General features: G+C 70.3%; 14 protein-coding genes. 7 read left to right on the plus strand and 7 right to left on the minus strand.

Annotation, left to right across the window (positions count from 1 at the left end):
• The 4 genes from BR85_RS15580 to BR85_RS14480 all read left to right on the plus strand — a co-directional run.
• Window positions 1-192: hypothetical protein (locus BR85_RS15580; protein ID WP_197057199.1), on the plus strand; the 192-nt coding region annotated here is incomplete at its 5' end.
• Window positions 193-378: 186 nt separating this feature from the next.
• On the plus strand, window positions 379-1,062 hold the full coding sequence (locus BR85_RS15040; RefSeq protein WP_051956225.1) for a hypothetical protein: 684 nt from the start codon (window positions 379-381) through the stop codon (window positions 1,060-1,062).
• A 158-nt stretch (window positions 1,063-1,220) separates the two neighbouring features.
• Window positions 1,221-3,098 carry a dynamin family protein gene (locus BR85_RS14475; RefSeq protein WP_051526428.1) on the plus strand — a complete coding sequence of 626 codons (1,878 nt, stop codon included), beginning with the start codon at window positions 1,221-1,223 and terminating at the stop codon, window positions 3,096-3,098.
• 2 nt (window positions 3,099-3,100) lie between these two features.
• The gene (locus BR85_RS14480; protein WP_081782841.1) at window positions 3,101-4,804 is read left to right on the plus strand and encodes a dynamin family protein; all 1,704 of its coding nucleotides are present in this window, start codon (window positions 3,101-3,103) and stop codon (window positions 4,802-4,804) included.
• A gap of 340 nt (window positions 4,805-5,144) precedes the next feature.
• On the opposite strand, the gene BR85_RS14485 is transcribed toward BR85_RS14480, so the two are convergent.
• From BR85_RS14485 to BR85_RS15050, 3 genes are all read right to left on the minus strand, one after another.
• Window positions 5,145-5,924, minus strand: coding sequence for an IniB N-terminal domain-containing protein (locus BR85_RS14485; RefSeq protein WP_051526429.1), 780 nt, complete (start codon window positions 5,922-5,924; stop codon window positions 5,145-5,147).
• Window positions 5,925-6,045: 121 nt separating this feature from the next.
• Window positions 6,046-8,568, minus strand: coding sequence for a helix-turn-helix transcriptional regulator (locus BR85_RS15045; RefSeq protein WP_092897039.1), 2,523 nt, complete (start codon window positions 8,566-8,568; stop codon window positions 6,046-6,048).
• On the minus strand, window positions 8,565-10,466 hold the full coding sequence (locus BR85_RS15050) for an Hsp70 family protein (protein WP_081782842.1): 1,902 nt from the start codon (window positions 10,464-10,466) through the stop codon (window positions 8,565-8,567). Before BR85_RS15050 ends, BR85_RS15045 begins: the two co-directional genes overlap by 4 nt.
• Window positions 10,467-10,774: 308 nt before the next feature.
• Between BR85_RS15050 and groES the strand changes: the two genes are divergently transcribed.
• From groES to BR85_RS14510, 3 genes are all read left to right on the plus strand, one after another.
• Window positions 10,775-11,071 carry a co-chaperone GroES gene (gene groES, locus BR85_RS14500; protein ID WP_028497279.1) on the plus strand — a complete coding sequence of 99 codons (297 nt, stop codon included), beginning with the start codon at window positions 10,775-10,777 and terminating at the stop codon, window positions 11,069-11,071.
• A 150-nt stretch (window positions 11,072-11,221) separates the two neighbouring features.
• Window positions 11,222-12,142: an EamA family transporter RarD gene (rarD, locus tag BR85_RS14505; protein WP_028497280.1), complete on the plus strand. Its 921-nt coding sequence runs from the start codon at window positions 11,222-11,224 to the stop codon at window positions 12,140-12,142.
• A 120-nt stretch (window positions 12,143-12,262) separates the two neighbouring features.
• A complete protein-coding gene (locus tag BR85_RS14510; RefSeq protein ID WP_028497281.1) occupies window positions 12,263-13,531 on the plus strand; it encodes an ABC transporter substrate-binding protein in 1,269 nt (422 codons plus the stop codon).
• Between the two features lie 275 nt (window positions 13,532-13,806).
• On the opposite strand, the gene BR85_RS14515 is transcribed toward BR85_RS14510, so the two are convergent.
• Genes BR85_RS14515 through BR85_RS14530 form a run of 4 tightly spaced genes read right to left on the minus strand, consistent with a single transcriptional unit; the run spans window position 13,807 to window position 17,885 of the window.
• Window positions 13,807-14,571 carry an ABC transporter ATP-binding protein gene (locus BR85_RS14515; protein ID WP_028497282.1) on the minus strand — a complete coding sequence of 255 codons (765 nt, stop codon included), beginning with the start codon at window positions 14,569-14,571 and terminating at the stop codon, window positions 13,807-13,809.
• Window positions 14,568-15,578 (minus strand): ABC transporter ATP-binding protein, encoded by a 1,011-nt coding sequence (locus BR85_RS14520; RefSeq protein WP_081782843.1) that lies wholly within the window; start codon window positions 15,576-15,578, stop codon window positions 14,568-14,570. The genes BR85_RS14515 and BR85_RS14520 overlap by 4 nt, the downstream gene beginning before the upstream one ends.
• A 52-nt stretch (window positions 15,579-15,630) precedes the next feature.
• Window positions 15,631-16,620: a branched-chain amino acid ABC transporter permease gene (locus BR85_RS14525; RefSeq protein ID WP_028497284.1), complete on the minus strand. Its 990-nt coding sequence runs from the start codon at window positions 16,618-16,620 to the stop codon at window positions 15,631-15,633.
• 5 nt (window positions 16,621-16,625) lie between these two features.
• Window positions 16,626-17,885: a branched-chain amino acid ABC transporter permease gene (locus tag BR85_RS14530; RefSeq protein WP_036273267.1), complete on the minus strand. Its 1,260-nt coding sequence runs from the start codon at window positions 17,883-17,885 to the stop codon at window positions 16,626-16,628.
• Window positions 17,886-18,023 lie beyond the last annotated feature (138 nt).

Below are 18,023 nucleotides of genomic sequence, written 5' to 3' on the forward strand. Positions count from 1 at the left end.
GTCAACGGGTGGGCGAACAACTCGGACAACTCGTACACCGACAACTCGGACAACTCCGACAACTCCGATAACTCGGACAACTCGGACAACTCCGACAACTCGATGACGGACAACTCCGACAACTCCGACAACAGCGACAACTCGGACAACTCCGACAACTCCGACAACTCGGACAACTCGGTCAACGGCTAGGCGAACAACTCGGACAACTCGTACACGGACAACTCCGACAACTCCGACAACTCGACGACGGACAACTCCGACAACTCGACGACGGACAACTCCGACAACTCCGACAACTCCGACAACTCGGACAACTCCGACAACTCGGACAACTCGATCAACGACTCGCAGAACCACGGCTCGTACAACCAGCACATGGACTACGACCAGGACAACTCGATCCACGACTCCGCGAACGACAACTCCGTCAACGCCGGCATCCGGGAGTACGGCAACATGTTCAGCGGCGCCGCGGCCGGCGCGCCCCTCGCCGGGCTCGGCACGGTGAGCGGTGGGATGTCCGTCAGCAGCAACGCGACCGTGATCGACCAGTCCGTCAACGCGAACGTCAACGCCGGCGGAGACGTCGGGCTGGAGTCGGCCTCGTCCGCCATCGCTGCGACGGCGCCGAACGCCAATGCGGCCGGAGGCGACATCGTCTTCGACAGCTCCGTCGACAACTCGGTGGACTACACGATCGGCGGGGACGCGCACATCGGCAACACGACGACGATCGAGAACACGTTCGGGTCGTACAACAGCGCGGTCGACAACTCGACGACGGACAACTCCCTGCACACGGAGATCATGGATTCGTTCAACCACGAGCTGACGAACACCCTGGGCTCCTACAACACCGACAACAGCTCGGTGGACGAGAGCGTCACCACGACGATCTCCGAAACGTTCAACGACTCGTTCAACGAGGAGTTCGCCCCCACGATGACCAACACGCAGTCGTGGAACGACGAGTCGAGCAGCATCTGGACGTCGGGCGACGACGCGGACATCGTCGATGGAGGAGCGACGAACACTGAGACGGACGTGGACACGTTCTGAACGTTCGCAACCGCCTCACCGACCAGCGCCCCGGGTGGCCACCACCCGAGGCGCTGGTCGCGTCGCGACCCGATCGCCGGCTCTTGAGGCGTGCGTGTCGAACAGCTACGTTGGCCGCGGGGGCGTCCGCGACGGCGTGGACAGCGGAATGAGTATCCATGGCTGAACCGACGACGGACGCCACGACCGACGAGGCGTCGCAACGGGAGACGGCCGAGCTCGTGCGCTACTCGGAGACGCTGGCGGCGCTCAGTCGCGCGGCGGGTCGGGAAGACCTCGCGGATCGGCTCCGGCACACCCGTGCGCGCCTGCTGGACCCGTACGTGCGCGTCCTGGTGGTGGGGGAGTACAAGCAGGGGAAGAGCAAGCTCATCAACGCCCTCGTCGGCGCGCCCGCGTGCCCCGTGGACGACGATGTCGCCACCCGTGTTCCCACGGTCGTGGCCTACGGTGAGACGCCATCCGCAGCCCTGCTCGTGCGCGCGACGGCCGGCGGCGAGGTCGCCCGCCGGGAGGTCCCGCTCGACGATGTGGCGGAGCACATCACGAGTCATCCCGCCACGTTCGACGGCGAGGAGGTCGTCGGCGCGGAAGTCCTGCTGCCGCGGGAGATCCTCAAGGGCGGCCTCCGGCTGGTCGACTCGCCGGGCGTCGGGGACGTCGAGTCCTTCCGCGCCCTGGCCACCCTTTCCGCCCTCGCCGGGGCGAGCGCCATGCTGCTGGTCTCCGACGCCTCCCAGGAGTACACGGCATCCGAGCTTCGGCTGATGGGCCAGGCGCTGCGGATCTCGCCGCAGGTCTCGGCGGTCCTCTCGAAGACGGACGTCTACCCGCACTGGCGCCGCATCGAGGAGATCGACCGGGGGCACCTCTCCTCGCTCGGCGGTATCCCGGTGTTCGCCGTCTCCAGCGATCTGCGGCTGGCCGCCGGTGCGACGAACGACGCGGGGCTCAACGACGAGTCCGGGTTCCCCGCCCTGGTCCAGCACCTCCGGCGCGAGGTGGTGGCGCCCGCCGACGACCTGCAGCGCCGCGCGGCCGCGCTCGACCTCGCGTCCGTGGTCGATCAGCTGGCCATGGCGGTGCAGTCGGAGCAGCACGCTCTGCAGCATCCGGAGCAGACCCCCGAGCTCATCGCTCGACTCGAATCCGCACGTCAGCAAGCGGAGGACTTCCGCAGCCGATCCTCGCGCTGGCAGGTGATCCTCACGGACGGCATCGCCGACCTGATCGCCGACACCGAGCACGACCTGCGCGACCGCCTCCGTCGCGTGCAGCGCCAGGCCGAAGAGGCGATCGAGGAAGGCGACCCCTCACCGATCTGGGACGAGTTCTCCCAGTGGCTGGACGAACGCGTCGGGGAGGCGGTGGCGGACACGTTCATCTGGACGAATGAGAGGCAGCAATGGCTGACCCAGGAGGTCGCTGCGCAGTTCCTCGAGGGCGAGCACGACATCCCGGACATCGATGTGAGCGACATCACCGGTGTGCTCGACCCCGTCGACGAGATCGCCGGGATGGATGCCGCACCCCTGTCGGCCGCGGAGAAGATCTACATCGGCGTCCGCGGCTCGTACGGCGGAGTGCTGATGGTCGGGCTGGCCACGAGCGTGCTGGGGATGGCGGTGCTCAATCCGCTGTCGCTCCTCGCGGGCGTTCTCGTGGGGCGGCGGGCCTATCGCGAGGACAAGCAGGCCCGGCTCTCGCGGCGGCAGTCCGAAGCGAAGAACCTCGTGCGTCGCTACATCGACGAGGTGGCCTTCCAAGTCGGCAAGCAGCTGCGCGACCGCCTTCGCGTGGTGCAGAGGGCGACGCGCGACCACTTCGGCGCACGGGCCGATGAGATCCACCGCTCGCTCACGGCCGCCGCCGATGCCGCTCGTCAGGCGGCGAGCGTCTACACGAAGGATCGCGACGTGCGACTGGAGCAGCTCCGCCAGCACGCTCAGGCGCTCACGGAGCTGAGAAAGGCGCTGCCCGCGGTCACGAGCGCCGCGGGCACGGGCGAGCGGCCCAGCATCGCGAGGCGCGCGTGAACATGGCGCTCCTGGACGACGCGGCGGGCCTCGTCCGTGTCGCGGCGGAGGTCTACGGCGACCACCCGCGGAGCGCTGCGCTCCTGGAGGAATGGGGGAAGCGGCTTCGAGAACCGCTCCGGCTCGGGGTGGCGGGCATGGTCAAAGCCGGGAAGTCGACGCTGCTGAACGCGCTCCTCGGTGAGCGCATCGCCCCGACCGACGCGGGCGAGTGCACGCGCGCGATCACCTGGTACCGGTACGGGGACACCCCGGCCGTCTCCGCGCTGCTGTCGGACGGGTCGGCGAAGCGGCTCGCGGTGCGCCGGACCGACGGCCGGCTCGCCTTCGACCTGGGCGGCACGGGTGTCGATGAGGTCGAGCGGATCGACGTCCGCTGGCCATCGGCGGGCCTGAGATCCACGGTCCTGATCGACACCCCGGGGATCGAGTCCGTGTCCGAGCGCATCGCGGCACGGACCGTGTCCTTCCTCACGCCCACCGAGGGCGCCTCGAACGCGGACGCGATCATCTACCTCATGCGCCACGTGCATCCGTCGGACCTCACGTTCCTGGAATCGTTCCGGGATACCGCTGCGGGCTCCGCGCACACCGTGAACGCCATCGCGGTCCTCTCCCGCGCCGACGAGGTGGGCGCGGGCCGCATCGACGCCCTCCTGTCTGCGCGCAAGATCGCCGACCGCTATCGCGCCGACCCTCGGATGCGCGTCCTCGCCCTCACCGTCCTGCCGGTCGCGGGCCTGCTCGCCGAGACCGCCCGGACCCTCCGAGAGGGCGAGTTCGCTGCGGTGCGGTCGCTCGCGCACCTCGACCGCGCACGGCGGGACTCCCTGCTGCTGTCGGTGGACCGGTTCGTCGGAAACGACGTCATCGATGGGGTCGACTCCGCAGCGCGGCGGGGTCTCATCGACCGGTTCGGGGTCTCCGGCATCCGTCTGGCGATGTCGCTCGTGCGCGGGGGCGCGCGGTCCGCGCAGGAGCTCTCCGAGCAGCTCGTGCTGCAGAGCGGGCTGGAGGAGCTCCGCGGGGCGATCCGTCAGCAGTTCCGGGCCCGGCAGGCCGCCCTCAAAGTGCGCGCGGTCGTGGCCGGGCTCGAGGCGCTCCTCGCCGAAGAACCCCGGCCGGGCACTGCGCCGATCGCCGAGGGGATCGAGCGGATCATGGCCGCGTCCCACGAGCTGCGGGAACTGGAACTGCTGGCTCGAGCGCGCACGGAGGGTCTCGCCCTCCCGGTGGAGGTGGCGGGAGAACTCGAGCGCCTCCTCGGCGCGGACGGCACGGAGGCCGCCGAACGGCTCGGCCTCAGGGCGGGAGCCGACCGGGAGGAGGTGCGGGCGCGGAGCGAAGCCCTGCTCGCCGACTGGCGGGCCCGGCTGGAGTCGCCCTCGACCACGCGGGCGGCGGCCCGCGTGTGCGGCGAGGTCGTCCGGACCCTGGAGGGACTCCTGTCAGAGGTCGCCGGTACCGACGGCCTCCGGGCCGCGGCGGATGTCGACTCCGCGGGCCGTCCACCGCAGCGCGGCGGGGATGAGGGAGACCAGCAGACCGAGCGCGGCGAGACCGAGCTCGGCGAGCAGGATGAGCCTCAGGGGCTCGGCAGAGGTCTCCAGCGCCGCGAACTCCACGGCCACCACGAGCAGTCCGCCGTGCAGCAGCATGCTGCCGAACAGCCACCAGCGCGCACGCGGTCGGCGGTTGGCGAATGACACCAGGAACACCAGCTGCACCAGGAGCACGGCGACCAGACCGCCGAAGAGCGACCAGTAGAGGATGTCGGATGTGAGGGTCACGGTCTCCTCGGCGCGGCCGGGATCGATCGCCAGCACCCGCTCGCCGATCACATCGAGAAGATCCTTCCGCACGATGAACGCGTAACCCACGCCGACGCCCCCGGCCGCGAGACTCAGGATCCACAGGAGCTGGCTGGCGCGCACCGACAGCGGTGGCGGGACGTGGGCCACGACGGGTGCGTGGTTCCGTGTCGTCAGGGCCGGTCGGTCGGGCTGGTCGCGTGTCGTGCGGAGGCGGCCGACCGGCACACGCGGTTCAGTACTCATCGTCCGCCAGCGGGTCGTCCAGCGGGGCCGCTTCCACCATCGCCGCGCTCTCGTCCACGAACGGCTCGGACTCGACGAGCGGCTCGGGCGCGGGCGCAGGCTCGGCTGCGGGCTCGGGTGCGGGCGCGGCCGCCGCGGCGGGGGCCGTGGCCTCGACCGTCACGGTCGAGTCGGTGATCTCCGTCGTCGTGGAGTTGTCCGTGGCCGACGAATCCGTGGCCTGGTTGTACGAGTCCGTGATGGTCGTGGAGTCGAACGTGCTGTCCACCGTGGCATCCCCGCCGGCGACGATCGTCGTGGAGGAGTCCGTGCTGTCGTCGTAGACGACATCGTTGCCGGCGGCGGTCGATCCCTCCCCGCTGGCGATCACCGCTTCGTTGTCGAACAGCTGCATCACATCGCCCTCGGCCCAGATGTTCTGGTTCACCGACTGATCGAGCACGGTGGCGTTGTTCGTGATGTAGGAGTTGTTGTTGATGACGTTCTGCAGCTCGCGGATGATGTTCGAATGCTCCTCGACGGAGGGCCGGGGGCTCACCGGCGGCGGGGTGCTGGCCGGCGTCGGGTCACTCCGCTGCACGACGCTCGGGTGGTCGTAGACGAGCGGCAGCACCGAGCACACGTCGGCGTAGCTGACCCCGTCCAGGCCCCGGTTCGTCAGGGTGGCCTCCGGATCGGCCTCGAATTCGGCAGCCGTGTCCGGATCGCGGAGCAGGCTGAGGATGAATTCGATCAGGGCGTTCGCGATGGTCGAGATCACGGTGCTCATGAGGCTTCCTTCGAGTCGCTGGCCGACACTCCCACGTTAGGGATGTCGGCGGTGGAAGGCATCGGGGAGGTCCCCCTCCGCTGCGGGGCTTCGGTAGGGGCTGGGCCCCTGTGCGGCGCGCTCATGCGACACCCTCCTTGTCGGACGGCGGCTGCGCACCGAGCGCGTGGTGGAGCTTGGTCAGCAGATCCGATCGGGACGTGGCATCGAGGCGGCGACGGATGCGGGCGATGTGGTGCTCGGCGGTTCGGGGCGAGATGAAGAGCGTCTGCCCGATCTCGACATATGTCCTGCCCTGCAACACGAGCCGGGCCACTTCGACCTCGCGAGCGCTCAGCAGCGTCCCATCGCCGGTATCCCCGAACGGCTCGGGCCGGTCGGCCTCGGGCTGGAGCAGCTGGCGCGGGTGGAGCTCGCGCGCGCACGCCAGCAGCTGCGTGTACGACGGACGATCGGACGAGCGCGCGGCGCCGTGGGCGGCCAGGCGCGCGCCGTCCCATGCCATGCCGTCCCGCGCGAGCGCGTGTGCGGCTGCTTCGACCGCCATGGTGTCCACCCGTCCGGCCAGCACCTCGGTCCAGATCCGGCCGGCCTCGGCCAACTGCGCGGCGAAACCGCTGTGCGGTGCCGCAGCGAGCAGGGCGCGCGCGTGGGGCACGAGCAGCTCCGGCCGGTTGGTGAGGATGCCGTGCTGCACGCCGCTCCAGTGCAGCAGCGGCGTCCACAGCGGCGGGTTCCCGAGCCGGTCGAGCGTCGCCTGCGCTTCGCGCATGTGCAGGTGGGCCGACGCGGCGCCGACGCGGGCCGCAGCCAGCATGAGCTCCCCGAGAAGGGGATGCAGGTACAGATCGAACCGCTGCCGGAGGAGATGCTGAGAGGCGTCGCGGAAGACGCCCATGAGCGTGGCCGTATTCGCGTACCGACGAGCCAGCGCCGTCTCGCAGGCCGCCGCGATCAGGCGGTCGCGCGGCGTCGCCGCGCCCCCTTCCGCGGCCAGGCGATCCAGGATCGACCGGGCGTCGTCAGGCTGTGCTCCGTGGATATGCGTCCAGGCCCGCCACAGGAGCAGCCGACGACGCGCCCACGGTCCGGCTTGGCCGGCCTGGATCGCCGCGTCGAGGACCGCTGACGCCACCGCCGGTCTCCCCGATCCGAGCGCCGCGAGCGCCGCCACCACCGCGGGCGGCTCGACGAGCGGGAAGTCCGAGTGCGTCAGGCTGTACAGCTCGGAGGCGTGGACCAGGTCGTCCACGGCTCGTTCGGTGTCGTGGCCCAGGGAATCGCGCACCGCGGACGCGAGTGCCGCCGAAGCGATCGAGAGAGTGTCGCGCGGGCGGGCCGCCGTGCGCCCGGCCGGCTCGGGCCGTTCGCCGACACCGAGCTGGGCGAGCGCCGTGCGCGCCGCGGAGACCGGCGAGGCCGGCGGCAGCAGCGCTCCCGCGGTCGCCTGCAGGCTGCCGCGCGCAGCCCAGATCGCGTGCGTCGCGTCGACGGCGTCCGCCAGTGCCGGGTGATCGGGGTGCGAAAGGATGTCGTCGAAGCATGCCGCGGCGCCCTCGACGTCCCCCGCGTTCATCGCGGCCACACCGTATCGCCCCGCCAGCGGCACGGGGTCGGCGCCGGCGGCGACGGCCTCCCGATACAGGGCGATCGCGCGGGTGGGCTCGGTCAGGCGCTCCCGGTCGCCGCGAGCGGCGAGTCGTGCGCCGAGGGAGTCGGATGCCGGGCCGCCCCAGCGCTCGTGGCCGGCCTCGGCATCCACCATCGCCCGCGCGACGAGCTCGGTGAGACGATGCGGGGGAAGAAGGGTGCGGACGGCGTCGCGCACCGCCACGGGGGGCCGCCCATTCTGCGAGAGGAGACCCGCGGCGTAGCCGGCGGCGATGGCTTCGTCCCAGGAGATGCGCGGCGGATCCAGCCGCGAGATCTCCGCGGGCGCGAACACGCAGAGCGCTTCGATCGCGCTGCGGACGTCGGCGTCGAGGGAGTCCAGGCGGTGCGCGATGTGCGCGCGCAGGCGGCGCGAGAGGCTGTGGTGGTCGGCGGGCCCCGCGCACTCCGCCTCGTGATGGGCGTCCGCGGCGATGAGGGCGAGCCACGTGACACCGTCGGTCAGCCGGACGATCCCCTCCGCGCATGCACGGTGGATGTCCGCGGCGGCCGTGACGGCGGCGTCGTCGACCTCGCCGAGGAGAACGGGCGGGCGACTCTTCTCGAGCTCTGCGGCGAGCAGCTGCACGTGGGGAGCGGGACCGGGGCGATGTGCGATGACGATCGCCGTCGTCTGATCGGCGGCGAGGTCCAGCAGGGCGCGGGCCTCATCGGCGTCCAGCCCATCGGCGTCGTCGATCACGACGGCGTGGGCGGAGTGCGGGCGCGGGCCCGCCGTGACCGATACGCCGCGGCTGCGCAGCACGGCGCGCAGGCCGCGCAGCGTCGCCGACTTCCCCGATCCGGAGGGGCCGACCACCACGCCGCGGATGGGGCCATCGCCGGCGAGGAGGTCGGCGAGCGCCTCGTCGACGATGTGGGCGACCAGTGCATCGGCCGGCCGGTGCCGGCGCGGGACCGCGGCCACCGCTGCGAGCCGCGTGACGTGGGCCGGCGGTGTCTCCCTGGGGTCGTCCTCGGGCGGCCTCGTCATTGCGGCACCTCGGGGCCGGGCTGGGGCGTGGGCTCAGGCGTCGGGGAAGGCTCCGGCTCGGGTGTCGGAGTCGGCTCCGGCTCGGGTGTCGGAGTCGGCTCCGGTTCGGGCTCGGGCGTGGGCTGCGGATCCGGTTGCGGTTCGGCGGTGGGCTCCGGGTCCGGTGCCGGGTCGGGTGCGGGTGCCGGGTCCGGCTCGGGCGTCGCGGGTGGCTCGGTGGCTGCCGGCGTGGGCGCGGGGGCGGGGGTCGGACTCGCCGGCGCGGCGACATCCGGTGCGGGCACCGACCGTGCGGGCGTCAGCACGGGCTGACCGGGGGTCGATCCGCCGGGGGCCGGTGCGACCGGCTTGAGGGGAGGCTGGCCGACCTGCCCCGCCTTCGGATTCGCCGGCGGCGGGCGGAACCCTGCGCCCAGTCGCTCGGCCGGGTTCGATCGGCGCACGTCGGGGAGCAGGCGTGGCGCGGGAGCGGGCTCGCGCGGCGACTCGGCGGTCGGGACGTCGGGCGCGGCGATCGGCGCGGCGATCGGTTCGACCGGTGCGGTGCGGGCAGCGACGTCCTCGTCGACGGTCCGCCACGGCACAGCCCACGGGCCGAGCTCGGCACCGTCCGCCACCGCGGTGACGGCGCCGGCGGCGTGGAGCCGTGCGTCGGTGCGATCGACACCGGATGCCACCGACGCGCCGAACGCGACGCCGCCGGAGACGATCGCGGCCGCGGCCGTCGCGCCGATGACCCCCCGCCAGCGCGACGGGACGGAGGCGCGGAGCGCGGGCACGAGCGCCCTCAGCGGCGCCCGGGCATCGTCGGTCGTGGTCGACTCGTCCGCGATCGACGCAGCCGCCGGGCGAGCCGCCGCCGCGGCGGCGGCCGCGCGGGACGCGCCGAGCGCGACCACGGCCTTCGGATCGGCATCCGCTCGCAGCGGGAGGTCGAAGCACTCGGAGAGCAGCTGGGCGACGCGGGGGATGCGGCTCGACCCACCCGAGAGGAGGACGGCCTCGACGTCGTCGTCGGCGACGCCGGACGCGAGCCGGGCGCGGGCGAACACGTCCATGGTGCGGGCGATATGACGCTCGATCATCCCCTCGAACTCGCTGCGGATCAGCCGCACGGTGCCCCCAGCGCCCAGCAGGACGGGGATGACCGCTTCCGCATCGAAGGAGAGGGCCTCCTTCGCGGCGACGCACTCGCGCCGCAGCGCCGCCAGCCCCACCGCCGAGGCCGCCCCCACCGCGGGGGAGGACGCCAGGACGTGGCCCATGACGGCGTCGTCGAAATCGGCGCCGCCCAGGTCGTCGAGACCGGTCGTGTGGACGACCGTGACCTGCTCCCCGTCGCCGATGCGCACGAACGTGACGTCGAAGGTCCCCGCCCCGAGGTCGTAGACCGCGAGCACCGCGCCGGGCGTCAGGGGGTGGGCGGCCGCGTAGTGCCGCGCCGCTGCCTCCGGCTCGGACAGCAGTGCGACCTCCCCGAGCCCGCAGTCGTCGAGGGCGCGACCGATCGCGTCGCGGCGATGCGTCCCCCACGACGCCGGGACCGTGACGGTCAGGGTCTCGATGGGCAGTCCCTCCGATGACTGCGCGGTGGTCGCCGCCCACTCGACCGCGCGGGCGAACAGCTCCTGCGGTGCGAACCGGCGGCCCCCGGCGGCCAGCGGGATAGGGTCCCCCACCCGGCGCTTGTAGTCGCGGAGCAACAGCGCCGGCTGCCCGACGCCGCGCCGCTCGGCTGCATCGCCGTGCAGGAGCCCGTCCTCGGTGACGAAGATCGCCGAGGATGCGGTGTCGGTTCTCTGCCCGAGCCGGACGCTCCGCACGGAGAGGCCCGCCGGGTCCATGACGGCGACCGCGGCAGCGATCTGCGATGACCCCACATCGACAGCTAGATGCATGATTCGACCCGACACGACGTTCCCCGATGACCCGCTTCGACGCGGGTCCTCCTTCTTGCCGGCCCCCGCGATACTTCCTACTCCGCAGGAGCGTGGGAGGGAAGGGGTGATACGCCGATCCCCCAGCAGATCCTCGATTAGGGGGTTGGGGGTGCGGTGCCGAGGGGGGATTAGGGGGAGGGGTGGGAGTGCGTCCGGGGGGATGGCTGGCACTCGCGTTGCGAGAGTGCCAGTCGCGCTCTAGACTTGCCGTTAGCACTCTCAGTGTGTGGGTGCTAACCAGTCTTGAAGCAAGAAAGAGGTAGACCGTGTCGGTTTCCATCAAGCCGCTCGAGGACCGCATCGTCATCAAGCAGGTCGAGGCCGAGCAGACCACTGCCAGTGGTCTGGTCATCCCCGACACTGCGAAGGAGAAGCCCCAGGAGGGCGAGGTCATCGCAGTGGGTCCGGGTCGTATCGATGACAACGGCAACCGCGTTCCGCTCGACGTCGCCGTCGGCGACCGCGTGCTCTACAGCAAGTACGGCGGCACCGAGGTCAAGTTCGGTGCGGACGAGTTCCTCGTCCTGTCGGCGCGCGATGTCCTGGCGGTCGTCGTCCGCTGATCTCGCGTCCGCGCGTTTTCCGGGAGGCCCGGATGCTTCGGCATCCGGGCCTTTCCGCGTCTCCGGCCTGGCAGTCTGCGGACGGAGGACGGCAGGATCCCGCATCCGCGGTGAACGCGGCGCAGTCATGACCGTTCTAGTCTTGGACCCATGACACCCGAGGAATCCGCCCGCGAGCAGACCCTCGGCGGCGTCTACGCCTTCTCGGCGTACTTCCTGTGGGGCTTCATGCCCCTGTACTTCCTGGCCCTCACGCCGACGGGGCCGTGGGAGGTCGTCGCGTGGCGCATCCTGCTCTCCCTCGCCTTCTGCGCCATCCTGCTGACGATCACGCGCACCTGGGCGAAGCTCTTCGCCATCCTCCGCAACCGGCGGCTCGTGCTCTGGACGATCGTCGCGGGCCTCCTCATCTACGTGAACTGGCAGGTGTTCCTCATCGGGACGCTCACGGGCCATGTGATCGAGGGCAGCCTGGGGTACTTCATCAACCCGATCGTGACCGTGCTGCTGGGCGTCCTCGTGCTGAAGGAGCGCATGCGGGTCGCCCAATGGGTCGCGATCGGCATCTCCGTCGCGGCCGTGATCGTCATCATCGTCGGCTACGGCGCGTTCCCGTGGATCGCGCTGACGCTCGCCGCCAGCTTCGGCACGTACGGTCTCGTGAAGAAGCAGATCGGTCCCTCCGTGGATGCCGTGAGCGGCCTCACGCTCGAGTCGCTGTGGCTCGCGCCGGTCGCCGTCATCCAGCTGATCGTCGTCGCGACGACCGCGGGCCTCACGATGGGGCAGGTGAGCGGATGGCACACCGTCCTGCTCCTGCTCGCCGGCGCCGTCACGGCCACGCCGCTCCTCTTCTTCGCAGCCGGCGCACGGCGGGCCCCGCTCACCGTCATCGGGATGCTCCAGTTCGTCGCGCCGATCCTGCAGTTCATCACCGGCGCGTGGATCATGCAGGAGCCGATGCCGCTCGAGCGCTGGATCGGGTTCGGGCTCGTGTGGCTCGCCCTCGTCGTGCTCATGGTGGACTCCCTGCGCAACGCGCGTCGCCCCGTGCTCGGGACCGCAAGGTAACGATTCACCTCCGTTACACATCGTTAACGAGACGCAACACTCGCGAGACGTGGACTTGGTTAGGTTTGTCCCACTGGGCGGCGCCCGAGCCACCCGTGTCCAAACACAGCAAGGAGCAACATGAGCGTCTTTACACGTTCGCGTGCTGGCAAGGCTCTCGGCGGCATCGCCGTCGTCGCCGTCAGTGCGGTTCTGCTCGCGGGGTGCGCCGGTGGGGGAACCACCGCCGAGCCCAGCGAGACCAATGCGCCTCCCGCAGAGGACCTGACCCTCAAGATCGGCACTGTGCTGCCGCAGACGGGCAGCCTCGCGTTCCTCGGCCCGCCCGAGGAGGCCGGTGTCCTGCTCGGCGTCACGGAGGTCAACGAAGCCGCGAAGGGCCTCACGATCGACCTGACTCCGGGTGACTCGGGCGACGCCGACAACAAGGCGTTCGAGACCACGGTCCCGAAGCTGCAGAACGCGGGAGTCTCCGCGATGATCGGCGCCGCTGCGTCGGGTGTGACGAAGCTGTTCCTCGACTCCAACGTGTCCGCCGGCGTCATCACGTTCTCGCCCGCGAACACCTCGCCGGACTTCACCGAGTGGCCGGACGACGACCTCTACTGGCGGACCGCCCCGAGCGACCTGCTCCAGGGCGAGGTCCTCGGCAACCTCGTCGCCGAGGACGGCCACAAGAACATCGGCATCCTGTACCAGAACGACGCGTACGGCACCGGCCTGCGCGCCGTCGTCAAGGAGGTCTTCGAGTCCACCGGCGGTACCGTCGTGGCCGAGGCGTCCTACAACGACGGTGACGGCCAGTTCGACGCTCAGGTCCAGACGATCTCGGCGGCCAACCCCGACGCGATCGTGCTGATCACGTTCGACCAGTTCGCGACCATCGCGCCGCTGCTGGTGAACGCCGGTCAGGACGCGGCGAACTTCTACCTCGTGGACGGCAACCTCAAGCAGTGGGGCGCCGACGTGTCGGTCTCGCTCGAGGGCGCGAAGGGCACGACGCCCGGTCCGGTGCTCGAGGACGACTTCCAGGGCCGCCTCAACGACGCCTGGACCGCCGACGGCAACGAGGAGCTCACGGACTTCTCGTACGCCGCCGAGTCGTACGACGCCGTCATCCTCCTGGCGCTCGCCTCCCTGGCGGCGGGCTCCACGGACGGTGCCGACATCGCAGCGAAGCTGCAGGAGGTCTCCGGTGGCTCCGGCGAGGGGGAGAAGTGCAGCTCGTTCGCCGAGTGCGCCGACATCATCCTCGACGGCGGCACGGCCGACTACGACGGCTACTCCGGCCCGGTCACGTTCGACGAGAACGGCGACCCGACCGAGGCGTCCATCGGCATCTTCCAGTACAAGGCCGACAACATGCACGAGCGCATCGAAACCCGCTGACGCTCAGCACACGCGGAAGGGCCCCGGAGCGATCCGGGGCCCTTTCCCGTGTGCCCGGGGCCTGTCACGGGCACGCGGGTCGGCCGCGCCGGGCCGGCGACCGCGCCCGGGCCGACGGGTCCGCGACGAAATGCAGGACCGGGTGTGACGCGTGGGGCGCATCTCCTGCCGCGCGCCTCATCCGTCACACTCGATCCTGCAGTTCGCACCGCGCGCACTGGCACGCACGCAGAGGGGGCGGATGCCGCAGCATCCGCCCCCTTGTCGGCCCTGGGTCAGTCGTTGCCGAGCGTGCCCAGGTACAGGCCGATGACGTGCGGGTCGTTGAGGAGGTCGCGGCCGGAGCCGGTGTGGGCGTCGCGGCCCTGGTCCAGCACATAGCCGCGGTCGCAGATCTGCAGGCAGCGCCGGGCGTTCTGCTCGACCATGATGGTCGTCACGCCGGCCTTGTTGATGTCGGAGACGCGGAGGAACGCGTCGTCCTGGCGGACGGGGGAGAGGCCGGCGCTGGGCTCGTCGAGCAGCAGCACGGAGGGTTCCATCATGAGCGCCCGGCTCATCGCGACCATCTGCCGCTCGCCGCCGGAGAGCGACCCGGCGCGCTGCTTGAGGCGCTTGCCGAGCTCGGCGAAGATGCCCGTGACGAACTCGAGGCGCTCGGCGTAGATCTTGGGGTTCTGGTAGAGCCCCATCTGCAGGTTCTCCTCGATGGACAGCGACGGGAAGACGTTGTTCGTCTGCGGGACGAACGCGACGCCGCGCTGCACGAGCTTGTCGGCGTTGAGGCCCACGATGCTCTCGCCGTTGACGGTGATGTCGCCGCCGCGGATCTTCACCATGCCGAAGATCGCCTTCAGGAGCGTCGACTTCCCGGCGCCGTTCGGCCCGATGATGCCGATCAGCTCGCCCTTGCGGGCGACGAGGTTCGCGCCGTTGATGATGTTGATGCCCGGCAGGTACCCGGCCGTCAGATCCTGCACGTTCACGACGACGTCGGATCCGGTCGTGGCCGGCGCCGCGGCGGGGGCGGGAGTGCTCACTTGGTCTCCTCTTCGGCGTTGGCGATCGATGCCGCCTCTTCCTCCTTGATCTCCTCGAGCAGCTCCTGTGCGGAGCTGTCGAGCTCACCGGCGACACGGCCGGTCACGACGCCGAGGTCGACATCCTGGTGGCTGCCGAGGTACGCGTCGATGACCGCCTGGTCCTGCATGACGCTGTCCGGCGGACCTTCCGCGACGACGCGCCCCTCGGCCATGACGACGACCCAGTCGGCGATGTGGCGCACCATGTGCATGTCGTGCTCGACGAAGAGGACGGTGACGCCCAGGTCCTTCAGGTCGAGGATGTGGTCGAGCAGCGACTGCGTGAGGGCCGGGTTGACGCCGGCCATCGGCTCGTCGAGCATCACGAGGTTCGGGTCGCTCATGAGCGCCCGCGCCATCTCCAGGAGCTTGCGCTGGCCGCCGGAGAGCGACGCGGCGAAGTCCTTCTCCTTGGCGTCGAGCTTGAACCGCTTGAGCAGTCCGCGGGCCTTCTCCTCGTTGTCGGTCTCCTGCTTGCGCCACACGAAGGGGAAGAACGCCTGCCAGAACTTCTCGCCGCGCTGCTTCGGTGCGCCGAGCTTCATGTTCTCCAGGACGGTCAGCAGCGACAGCGCCTTCGTCAGCTGGAACGTGCGGACCTGGCCCATGCGGGCGACCTTGAAGGCGGGGATGCCGGCGAGGCTCTGCCCGTCGTAGGACCACGTGCCCGTATTCGGCTTGTCGAAGCCGCACAGCAGGTTGAACAGCGTCGTCTTCCCGGCGCCGTTGGGGCCGATGAGCGCCGTGATGGCGTTCCGCGGGATCTCGAGGTGCTCGACGTCGACGGCGGTGAGACCGCCGAAGCGGCGCGTGACCCCGTCGATCACCATGATGGGGTCGACCTTGGTGACGCCGGGCACGCCGGGTCCGGTCGCGAGTCCCGTGGCCTTGGGCCGGGGGATGCTGCCGGTGGCGGATGCCGGTTCGGTGACGCCGTCCGTCTCCCCGGCGGGCGTGTCGCCCATCGGGACGTAGGCCGGCTCGCTCGGGCGGTCGCCCGGCGGGGTGCTTGGCGGGTTATTTGACAAAGGTCATCTCCCTCTTGTCGCCGAGGATGCCCTGCGGCCTGAAGATCACGATGAGCATGAGCGCTACGCCGACGAGGATGTACCGCAGCGTTCCCGCCTGGATGTCGGTCATCGGCAGCCAGCCGGCCTGCGCCATCTGGGGGAGCAGGTTGCCGAGCAGCGCGAGCACCATCCAGAAGATCACCGCGCCCAGCGACGGTCCGAAGATCGTCGACGCGCCGCCGAGGAGGAGGATCGTCCAGAGGAAGAAGGTGAGCGCCGTCGTGTAGCTCGACGGGATCACGGCGGACGGCAGCACGTAGATGATGCCGCCGAGCGCCCCGATGACACCGCCGACGACGAGCGCCTGCATCTTGTACGCGAAGACGTTCTTGCCGAGCGAGCGGACGGCATCCTCGTCTTCCCGGATGCCCTTGAGGACGCGGCCCCACGGGCTGCGCATGAGCGCCCAGACCACGAACAGCGCGAGGGCGAGCAGGAGGACGCCGAACACGATGACCCAGAGCTGGGCCGCGGTGTACTGCCACGGGCCGAAGCCGTAGCGCTCGCCCTTGGGCAGCTCGGGGAACGGGTTCGCGGACTGGAAGCTGCCGTTGTACCCGCCGAGGCCGTCGGCGGAGTTGGTGTACTCGTCGAAGACCTGGGTCGTGAAGAGCAGTCGCACGATCTCGGCCGCGGCGATGGTCACGATCGCGAGGTAGTCGGCGCGCAGACGCAGCGTCGGCACACCGAGGATGATCGCGAACAGCGCCGCGAGGAGGAGACCGACGAGCATCGCGAGGTACCACGGCATCCCGAAGCTCAGGACCGAGATGGCGTACCCGTACGCGCCGAGGGCCATGAAGCCCGCCATACCGAAGTTGAGGAGGCCGGCATAGCCGAAGTGGACGGCGAGACCCGTCGCGGCAAGCGCGTACGCGATCGTGACCGGGCTCAGCAGGTAGCCGAGCGTGTTGGTGAGGATGGCGCCCCAATCCATGGCGGCTACCCCAATCTTTCTTTACGGCCGAGGAGACCCTGCGGCCTCACGAGGAGGATGAGGATCAGGACGACGAGGGCGCCTGCGTACTTGAGGTCGGACGGGATCCACAGGGTCGACGTCTCCACGACGATGCCGACGATCAGCGAGCCGAGGAGGGCGCCGAACGCCGTTCCCAGTCCGCCGAGCGTGATGGCCGCGAAGATCAGCAGCAGCATCTGCGTGCCCATGTCCCACCGCAGCCCCGGGCGGAAGTACGCCCACAGCACGCCCGAGAGGGCGGCGAGGATGCCGGCGACGACCCAGACGATGCGGATGACGCGGTCGACGTTGATGCCGGATGCGGCCGCGAGCTGCGGGTTGTCGGAGATCGCCCGGGTCGCCTTGCCGATGCGCGTGCGCAGCAGGAAGTAGGCGACGGCGAGGATCGCCACGATGCTGACGCCCATGCTGATGAGGTCGATGTAGGACAGCTGGATGGGCCCGAGCTGGATGGGCGTGGGGCTGGCCCCTTCCAGCTGGTAGGTCTTGCCGCCGATGAAGTACTGGAACGTGTACCGCATCGCGAGCGACAGGCCGATGCTCACGATCATGAGCTGCACGACTCCGAGACCCCGGTGCCGCAGCGGACGCCAGAGTCCGGCATCCATCGCGAGCCCGAGGACCGCGCCGCCCAGGACCGCGGCGATGACGCCCGCCCAGAGCGGAAGCTGCCACATGGTCGTCGCGACGAGGGTCACGAGAGCCCCCCACGTCACCATCTCACCGTGGGCGAAGTTCGACAGGCCGGTCGTCCCGTAGATGAGAGCCGCGCCCATCGCCGCCAGGGCCAGGAGGAGGCCGAAGTTCAGCCCGCCGATGAGGCGGACGAACAGCTGCTCGGCGAAGCCCTGCGTGACGCGCTCGCCCTCGCCGAGGAAGAGGTTCACGATCTTCGACTTGGTGAGGCCGAACTCCAGCTTCTGCGAGGCCGATTCGCCTTCGACGATGACGCCGTCGGGCAGGGTCGACTCATCCACCGTGAGCGTGTACTCGGCCTTCTCGGGCACGTACAGCCGCCAGCGGCCATCGTCGCCGGTCAGCGTCTCGGCCTCGAAGCCGCCGCCTTCGATCCTCAGGGTGACGTCGGGTACCGGCTTGTCTTCGAAGGTGATGACGCCGCCGAAGTAGAAGTCGGTCTGCTCCTGGTCACCGCCGGGCTCGTCGGGGGCGGCCGCCATCGCAGCGACCGGACTGCTGAACAACAGCAGAGCGGCGGCCAGCATGGCGCCCAAGAACAGCACAAGCCACCTCAACGGGCGTCTTGCGGTCACGGTCGTGGGACTCACGAATCCTCCAGTCCGGCGCACCTAACGGGTGATGCGGTCGCATCGGCATTGATCAACGACGGTACGAGCGTAATG

Origin of the sequence: Microbacterium sp. UNCCL10 (genome assembly GCF_000746195.1) — a bacterium.
GTDB lineage: Bacteria > Actinomycetota > Actinomycetes > Actinomycetales > Microbacteriaceae > Microbacterium > Microbacterium saccharophilum.